Annotated in this window: 7 protein-coding genes; 2 read left to right on the top strand and 5 right to left on the bottom strand. The window is 70.3% G+C overall.

Annotated elements, in window-relative coordinates:
* On the bottom strand, nucleotides 1–98 hold a 98-nt coding region (locus ABT324_RS33475; protein ID WP_502949837.1), incomplete at its 3' end, for a PHP domain-containing protein.
* A gap of 684 nt (nucleotides 99–782) precedes the next feature.
* Here ABT324_RS33475 and ABT324_RS33115 point away from each other — a divergent pair.
* On the top strand, nucleotides 783–1,133 hold the full coding sequence (locus tag ABT324_RS33115; protein ID WP_351185788.1) for a response regulator transcription factor: 351 nt from the start codon (nucleotides 783–785) through the stop codon (nucleotides 1,131–1,133).
* A gap of 8 nt (nucleotides 1,134–1,141) precedes the next feature.
* On the opposite strand, the gene ABT324_RS33110 is transcribed toward ABT324_RS33115, so the two are convergent.
* Together ABT324_RS33110 and ABT324_RS33105 are read right to left on the bottom strand one after the other, a co-directional pair.
* A complete protein-coding gene (locus ABT324_RS33110) occupies nucleotides 1,142–1,900 on the bottom strand; it encodes a thioesterase II family protein (protein WP_502949836.1) in 759 nt (252 codons plus the stop codon).
* Between the two features lie 121 nt (nucleotides 1,901–2,021).
* Nucleotides 2,022–2,867: a TauD/TfdA dioxygenase family protein gene (locus tag ABT324_RS33105; RefSeq protein WP_351185782.1), complete on the bottom strand. Its 846-nt coding sequence runs from the start codon at nucleotides 2,865–2,867 to the stop codon at nucleotides 2,022–2,024.
* Nucleotides 2,868–3,037: 170 nt separating this feature from the next.
* Between ABT324_RS33105 and ABT324_RS33100 the strand changes: the two genes are divergently transcribed.
* Nucleotides 3,038–4,066 carry a methyltransferase gene (locus ABT324_RS33100; RefSeq protein ID WP_502949835.1) on the top strand — a complete coding sequence of 343 codons (1,029 nt, stop codon included), beginning with the start codon at nucleotides 3,038–3,040 and terminating at the stop codon, nucleotides 4,064–4,066.
* A gap of 20 nt (nucleotides 4,067–4,086) precedes the next feature.
* Here the strand turns inward: ABT324_RS33100 and ABT324_RS33095 are convergent, their stop codons facing one another.
* Together ABT324_RS33095 and ABT324_RS33090 are read right to left on the bottom strand one after the other, a co-directional pair.
* The gene (locus ABT324_RS33095; protein ID WP_351185776.1) at nucleotides 4,087–5,358 is read right to left on the bottom strand and encodes an FAD-dependent oxidoreductase; all 1,272 of its coding nucleotides are present in this window, start codon (nucleotides 5,356–5,358) and stop codon (nucleotides 4,087–4,089) included.
* Nucleotides 5,355–6,254 carry a UbiA family prenyltransferase gene (locus ABT324_RS33090; protein WP_351185773.1) on the bottom strand — a complete coding sequence of 300 codons (900 nt, stop codon included), beginning with the start codon at nucleotides 6,252–6,254 and terminating at the stop codon, nucleotides 5,355–5,357. The genes ABT324_RS33095 and ABT324_RS33090 overlap by 4 nt, the downstream gene beginning before the upstream one ends.
* Between the last annotated feature and the right edge of the window lie 49 nt (nucleotides 6,255–6,303).

Raw genomic sequence — 6,303 nt, 5'->3', positions numbered from 1 at the left:
CCCAACCGCTGCGCCTCGGCGAACAACGCCCCCACCTTCGCCGCACCGTCAAGCATCGAATACTCCGTGTGCACATGCAGGTGGACGAAGGGGTCCATGAACTCTCCCAATGGTGGTACGACGGGCGAGCGCATTCGATCAGAGCGCGCGCGCGAGCGTCCAACAAACAACACGCCGCAATCGACAACCGACAGTTGTAAAGAAACGGGGTGCCGGGCGGGTGTCGTCCCGAACAGCTTCTTTCGTGAGAAAGATGCTCGGGTGGAACCCCTCCGAGGCGTGCGAGGTGCCACAATTCTGCCCGACCGTCGCCAAGTTGTGAGCAACGCAACACCAGGTCTTCGGAACGTTATTCCCATTCGTTGCTCCAACTGGGCACCGCGTTGGACGTCAAGGGGTTACCGGTGGGTCACCTCATTGGGTGAGTGACGCTAGCTCGGGCGCCTCATAAGCTGCATATCCATGTGCATATACCACCAGGATGAGATCGGTTGTCAAGCTTTCCTGGGATGTTGTTGTGCGCTGCCCGGAATGGGTTGATGACGAAGGCGAATGGCGGACGGAATTCGCAACCACCGGAGCTTGCGCGGCCGTCCACCGCACAGTGGCGAAATGGTGGTCGAGGTGACAACGGGAAAGTGGTAACGCGAATGTGTGCCGCTCGTCGCCTGGCTGTTTCCGACGGGTCGGCTGGTTGAGGTCGACCTGTGCTTCTCCGTCGGCAATTCTTGGGGGCAGGTTTGGAAGATTTCGGTACCAGCGGTGGTCAGCGACTCCTGCGGGTGGTCGAGCAGGATTCGGACGGTGGCGGTGCGGCACCGCGCGTGTGGTGCAGCGAGCTCAAGCGGACGGCGCTGCTGTCACCCCGAGAGATCCAGGTCTTCATCCAGCTCGGCAACGGGAAGTCGAATCGCGCGATCAGCCTGAAGCTGCAAATCACCGAACGAACCGTCAAGGCGCACGTGGCGCGAATAATGGCGAAGCTGGGGGTGGAGTCGAGGTTGCAGGCAGGCCTCGTGTCCTACGCCTACCAGCTGTCCGTCCTGCAGCAGATGCCGAATCACGGGGCGTGCGCGCGCCCGGTCTGCGCGCAGTCGACGCAGCGCGCTGTTCGTCGGTTGGACGGGAAGTAGCGGGTTGTTCAGCGCCTCGCCCCCGCGGCCAGGACGTGGGCGGAAAGGGCGTCGACGATGGCGGACTTGTGCTCGTTGAGGTAGAAGTGCCCGCCGGGGAAGACCCGGAAGGAGAACTCGCCCGTCGTGTGCTCGGCCCAAGCCTGCGCCTCCGCGGGGGTGACCTTCGGGTCCGCGTCCCCGAGGTAGGCGGTGATCGGGCAGCTCACGTCGGACCCTGGTTCGTACCGGTAGGTCTCCGCGGCGCGGTAGTCGTTGCGCAGCGCGGGCAGGATCATGCGGGCCACTTCGTCATCGATCAGCCGGGCATCGGTGCCGCCCAGCTCCGCGACCTCGCGGAGCAACTCCTGGTCGGTGCCCCGGTGCACCGCCTCGTCCCGGTGGCGCGAGGGCGCGCGCCTGCCGGAGGCGAACAGGCCGGTCAGGACCACACCCCGCCGCTCCAGGCGCCGTGCCACCTCGAACGCGAGGGACGCGCCCATGCTGTGGCCGAAGAAGGTCAGCGGTCGGTCCGCCCAGTCCAGCAGCACCGCCGAGATCTGGTCGGCCAGCACGGCCAGGTCGTCGACCAGCGGCTCGTGCCGGCGGTCCTGCCGACCCGGGTACTGGATGGCGAGCACGTCGACCGCAGGGGGCAGCTCCGCGGAGACCGGGTGGAAGTAGGTCGCGGAACCGCCCGCGTGCGGGAAGCACACCAGGGTGTTCGCCGCGCTCGGCCGCGGGTGGTACCGCCGGATCCAGGGGTTTCCCTCGTCGCTGGTCATCATGTCCTTCCTAGCGCAGCGGGGGGCAGAAGTCGATCCGCCGCAGGATGATCACGGGCCGTGACCCGCGGTGGCCCGGCTCGTCGTCGTGCGCCGGGCCACCGCGGTGTTCAGCTCGCCGCGGTCACCGGCTGCGGGGTTGGGCCCGGTGGTCGGCGGCGGTGGTGGTGTCCTGGTGGTGGGGCCAGCGGGGTTCGTCGCCCTTCGGGTCGTCGCCGGTGATCGTCACGCGGTGCCCGATGCGGCGTTCGGTGTAGTCGTTGACGGCGTAGTGCTGGGTGGCCCGGTTGTCCCACAGGGCGATCGCGCCCGGTCGCCAGCTGAAGCGGCAGACGTTCTCCGGGCGCTCCGACGTGGTGAAGAGGTGCTCGAGGAGCACGTCGCTCTCCGCTCGGCGCAGCTGGGGGATGTTCATGGTGAACATCCGGTTCACGTACAGCGACCGCCTGCCGGTCACCGGGTGCACCCGCACCACCGGGTGCTCGGCCTCGAAGGTGGTGCCGTTCGGGTGCACGAAGGCGTGCACCGCCGTCAGGCCGTCCAGCAGGTCCCGGAGGGGCGCGGAGAGGGATTCGTAGGCCAGGTGCTGGTTGCTCCACATCGTGTCACCGCCGCGCGGCGGGCACTGCACGATCTGCAGGATGGAGGCGATCGGCGGGTTGGCCGCGAAGGTCACGTCGGTGTGCCACACGTCGGCCTTGGCGCCCTCGTCGGAGTCGAGCACCACGATCTCCTGGTGACCGTCCAACTTGGGCAGGAAGGGGTGCACCTCCAGCTCGCCGAGGAAGCGGCCGAAGTTCTTGTGCGCCTCGGCGGAGAGCGGTTCGGCTTCCGGGAAGAGGAGCACGAGGTTCTCCATGAGCAGCTCGTGCAGCTGCGAGAAGGTCGCCTCGGTCAGCTTCTCCAGGTCCAGGCCGCGCACCTCGGCGCCCAGCGCTCCGGAAGCCGGACGGACGTCGATGTTCGTCATGAGCAGATCACCTCTTCTTCTTGGATATCAACGTGTTTCGGGCAGGATGGAGCGCGCCCGCGCGTTCCCGGCCGTGGTCGTCCGCGGTTGTTGACGGCGTGAACGGAGGGCAGTAAGGATGGGTGGCGCGGGGGAGGTCGGGCTTTCACGACGAAGGGAAGCAGGTGTCCATGGATTCCGCGGAACCCCAGGAAGACGTCACCGGGGCGAGCCTCGAACTTGCCAGGTTGGTCGATCTCGCAACACCTTTCGCAGTCCGGGTGGCGGTGACGCTGCGGCTGCCGCAGCTGGTGTCGGAGGGGACGACCGAGCTCGCCCCGCTCGCGGCCGCCGCGGGGGCGCACCGCGAGTCCCTGGAACGGCTGATGCGCCACCTCGTCCATATCGGACTGTTCACCGAGGTCGACGGTTCCTACGGGCTGACGGCGTTGTCCCGCCAGCTGCTGTCCGAGGATGGCGCCTGGCTGCGCGGCTGGCTCGACCTGGACGGGCCGGGCACCCGGATGGACCTGGCCTTCACCGGGATGCTGCACGCCATCCGCACCGGCAGCTCGGCCTACGGTGCGGTGCACGGCACCCCGTTCTGGGACGACTACCAGCGCAACGACGATTTGCGGCGCTTCTTCGGCGACATCATGACCGCCCACGCCTGGCAGACCGGTCCGGTGCTGGCCGCCGAGCACGACTGGGCCGACGTGCGGACCGTCATCGACGTCGGCGGCGGGCAAGGCGCCCTGCTGGCCGAGATCGTCCGCGCCAACCCGCACCTCGACGGCGAGGTGCTCGACCTGCCCGCGGTCGAACCGGAGGCGCGGCAGGCGCTGGCCGCAGCCGGTGTGGCGGGCCAGGTCTCGTTCGTGCCCGGTAGCTTCTTCGACCCGCTGCCGACCGGCCGGGACGTCTACGTGGTCTCCCGCGTGCTCACGGACTGGAACGACGAGGACGCGGTGCGGATCCTGCGGCGTTGCGCCGAAGCCGCGGGCGACGGCAGCCGGGTGCTGATCGTCGAGGTCCTCGCCGGGGTCGACCACGCCAAGTACAACACCTCCTTCGACCTGCAGTCCCTGGTGCTGCTGGGCGGTCAGGAGCGCGGCGTCGCCGACTTCGAGGCGCTGGTGGACAAGGCCGGGCTGGACCTGGTCGAGTCCCGCACCTGGCCCGGTGGCCTCGTCGTGGTGGAGGGCCGACCGCGGCGGTGAGCCCGGCGCGGCGCTGGCCCTCATGCCCACCGGGGCCGGCGCCGTGCCAGCGGGTCCGGCAGCAGCCCGAGCTGGCAGAGCCGGTCGAGCGGCGAGAGCGGGTGCAGGCCGAGACCAGCCAGGTTGTGCATGACGGTGAAGCTGAGACGCTGGTTGGTGCCGGTGTTGCGCAGCGCCCGCCGACCGAGCGTGCGGCCCACCCACGTCAGGTCGGTGAGCATGCGCGCGGCGTTGTGGCTGATCTTGCCGATCGTGACCAGGTCGGGCAGGCGCCGCTGCTGGTACTCACGCAGCGCCGAGTCCACATCGGATCCACCGGAGGACGGGGACCGCTCCGCGAGGCAGGTGGCCAGCGCGTGGGCGTCGTAGATGGCGCTGTTCATGCCTTGGGCCGCCATCGGGTGCACGGAGTGCGCCGCCTCGCCGACCAGCGCCATGCCGGGGGCGGACAGGCCGCTGGCGACGAACCGGGCCACCGGGAGCAGCTGCCGACCGGCCAGGCTGGTCCGCAGCTGCTCCTCGAACTGGGCCAGCTCGGGCAGCTCCGCGATCAGCCCGTCGCCCCAGCGCTGCAACGCCTCGTGGTCCATGCCGCGCAGCTCGTCCGGTTCGGCCTGGACGTAGAGCCGGATGCGGTCCCCGGGCAGCGGGTAGCGCATGCGCAGACCGCGGTCGGTGACGTGCGCGGTCACCTCCGCAGCGGCTCCGGGTACCCCGTGGATGTCGAGGGCGACCAGCCGGTGCGGGTAGTCCTTGCGATCCGCGTCGATGCCGGCCGCGCGCCGGAGCCGCGATGAGACCCCGTCGGCCGCGACCACCAGCGGTGCGCGGAGGTCCCGCTCAGCACCGGCTTCCCGCACCGCCAGCCCGGCGACACGCCCGGCGCTGTCGCGGACGGTCCCTCGGACCGACACACCGCGCCGCAGCGTGACGTTGTCCGGCAGGCTGTCGACGAGCGCCCCCAGGATCGACTCGTGGTCGGCCGCCAGCAGCCAGTTGGTCTCGTCCGGGAGCTGCGTGTAGTCCAGCGACATCCGGGCACCCGCGCCGCAGGCGACCAGCGCGGACAGCCGCACCGCGCCCCGGCTCTCCAGCAGCTTGCTGACCCCCCAGGTGTCCAGGATCTTCAGCGCGCCGGGTTGCAACACTTCGCCCTTGGGCACCCGGGGGATCCGCGCCTGCTTCTCCACGACCAGGACGCGCAGCCCCAGCGCACCCAGCGCGTGCGCGGCGGCCAGGCCGCCCACACCCGCTCCGCAGACCACGACGTCCGCAGACCCAGTGCTGGTCATGTCGGCTGAACCTCCTTGTCGGTGGGGATCTCGTGCGCCGACCGCATGGCGGCCTGGGTCCACAGGCTGAAGACCAGCGCCAGGACGAGCAGCGAGCCGACCACGAGCGGGGGGACGGTGCGCGCCAGGACCGCACTGGCGAGTACCAGGCGTTCAGCGACGAGGAACTCATGTGCCCGCAGGGCGCGGGCCTGGCTCAGCGTCGGCGCCAGGAACGGCAGCGGCAGCACCGCGAACAGCCCGACGCAAGCCGCCGCACCCAGCAGAACCGGGAAGCCGGGTCGGTGCGGCAGGAGCAGGCCGAGCGCGGCGGTGGCGATCGCCGCGCCGTACAGCACCGCGGCGAGCCGGGCGGCGTGGCGGACGCCGCTGCGCACGGGCACCGACCGGTACCCGGCGGCACGGTCACCGTCCACGTCGCGGAGCGTGCCGACGAGGTTGGACGCGGCGTCGTGCAGCAGGAACACGACGGAGAACGCGATGGCGGACCAACCGGGCAGCGGAGCCGCGACCATCGCACCGATCAGGAAGGCCAGCGCGGTGATCACGCCGCGCACCAGGTTCCCCGACAGCCCCCGCGCCTTGCAGAACCGGCTGTAGGCCACGATCCCGCCCAGCGCCAGCCCGACCAGCACCACGGTGCGCCAGTTCGCCCACGCCAGCAGCACCACCGCGGCGACCGCGAGCCCGATGCCGCAGGCCAGCGCCGTCCCGGCCGCCAGCCGCCCGGACGGGATCGGGCGCTGCGGCTTGGCGATCCGGTCCAGCTCCCGGTCGTAGTAGTCACCGATGTAGTGCCCGGCCAGCCAGCCGAACGCGGTCCCGCACCCGGCGACGGCGAACTCGGCGGGCCGCCGAAACCCGGGGTCTGGAACAGGTCGCGGGCGTAGGCCCACAGCACCGGCAGCTCGGTCAGCTTGTGCCGGTTGCACTTGAAGTGGCCGT

The sequence above is a fragment of the Saccharopolyspora sp. NPDC000359 genome (assembly GCF_040300525.1).
Classification (GTDB): Bacteria; Actinomycetota; Actinomycetes; order Mycobacteriales; family Pseudonocardiaceae; genus Saccharopolyspora.
This window is presented reverse-complemented; position numbering and strand designations above follow the sequence as displayed.